The organism is Streptomyces sp. NPDC055078 (assembly GCF_053607985.1).
The window spans coordinates 1-1,705 of the sequence record NZ_JBSGUP010001051.1 but is presented as its reverse complement, the minus strand read 5'-3'; the positions used below and the strand labels follow the sequence as shown (position 1 = coordinate 1,705).

Genomic DNA, 1,705 nt, shown 5'->3' with positions numbered 1-1,705 from the left:
GTCCGGGGGCGCCTCAGCCGAGGTCGCCCGCGCCGATCCGCTCCGCCAGCTTCACCAGCGTGCGGACCGAGGAGCCGGTGCCGCCCTTGGGGGTGTAGCCGAACGGCGCGCTCTCGTGGAACGCCGGGCCCGCGATGTCCAGGTGCGCCCAGGTGATGCCCTCGCCGATGAACTCCTTAAGGAAGAGTCCGGCGACCAGGCCGCCGCCCATCCGCTCACCCATGTTCGCGATGTCGGCGGTGGTGGACTCCATGCCCTTGCGCAGCTCACCGGGGAGCGGCATCGGCCAGGACTGCTCGCCGACCTCCTCGGCGATCTCGTGGATCGCGGCCCGGAAGGCGTCGTCGTTGGACATGATGCCGAAGGTGCGGCTGCCGAGGGCGACCATCATCGCGCCCGTCAGCGTCGCGACGTCCACGATCGCGTCCGGCTTCTCCTCGCACGCCTTCCACAGCGCGTCGCCCAGCACGAGCCGCCCCTCGGCGTCGGTGTTGAGCACCTCGACCGTCTTGCCGCTGTACATGCGCAGGACGTCACCGGGGCGGGTCGCCGAGCCGGACGGCATGTTCTCGGCCAGCGCGAGCCAGCCGGTGACATTGACCGCGAGGCCCAGCCGGGCCGCCGCGACGACGGCCGCGAACACGGCGGCGGCGCCCGCCATGTCGCACTTCATCGTCTCGTTGTGCCCGGCAGGCTTGAGCGAGATGCCGCCGGAGTCGTAGGTGATGCCCTTGCCGACCAGGGCGAGGGTCTTGGCGTCCTTGGAGTGGGTGTAGCTGAGCTTCACCAGGCGCGGCGGGTTGTGCGAACCCTGCCCGACGCCGAGGATGCCGCCGAAGCCGCCCTTGACGAGCGCCTTGTCGTCCAGGACCTGGACCTTGATCCCGTGCTCCTTGGCGGCGGCGGTGGCCACGGCGGCGAACGCCTCGGGGGTGAGGTCGTTCGGCGGGGTGTTGACCAGATCGCGGGCGCGGTTGATCTCCTCCGTGAGCGCGACCGCCCGTTCGGCCGACGCCTTGAACGCCTTGTCACGCGGCTTCGCGCCGAGCAGGGCGACCTCGGCGAGCGGCTGCTTGCCGTTCCCGGCGCTCTTCTTGTCGGCCTTGCCGTCGCTGCCGGCGTCGGTGCCCTGGTAGGCGGTGAAGGCGTACGCGCCGAGCAGCGCGCCCTCGGCGATCGCCCCGGCGTCCTCCGCCGCCTCGATCGGCAGCGCGAAGGCGGCCTTCTTCGAACCGGCCAGAGCACGGGCGGCGGTGCCCGCGGCACGGCGCAGCGACTCGGGCCCGTATGCCTCGTCCTTCTCGGGAACGGAGCCGAGACCGACCGCGAGGACGACGGGCGCCTTGAGCCCGGACGGCGAGGGGAGCTTGGTCACCTCGCCCTCCGCGCCGGTGGCCCCGAGCGTCTCCAGTACGTCTCCGAGCTTTCCGTCGAACGCCTTGTCCACGGCTTCGGCGCCCGGAGCGACCACCGGGCCCTTGGCGCCCTTCGCGACTCCGACGACAAGAGCGTCGGCGCGGAGCGTCGCAGCGCCGGCAGTGCTGAGAGTGAGAGCAGTCACGGTGGTGAATTCTCGCTTCCGTTGAGTTCCATGGCCGTCGATGCCGCAGGGGATAGGTCGACATCCGCCCGGTAGAGCCTACGCGCGCTCACCTGTATCGATCACGGCGGCGGTGGTTCACCCGTCCGTGGGGCCCGTCTGATG

At 71.3% G+C, this 1,705-nt stretch carries 1 protein-coding gene; it reads right to left on the bottom strand.

From position 1 onward, the window contains the following. Positions 1-13: 13 nt before the first annotated feature. The gene (locus tag ACWF94_RS40035) at positions 14-1,561 is read right to left on the bottom strand and encodes a leucyl aminopeptidase (RefSeq protein ID WP_453500146.1); all 1,548 of its coding nucleotides are present in this window, start codon (positions 1,559-1,561) and stop codon (positions 14-16) included. Between the last annotated feature and the right edge of the window lie 144 nt (positions 1,562-1,705).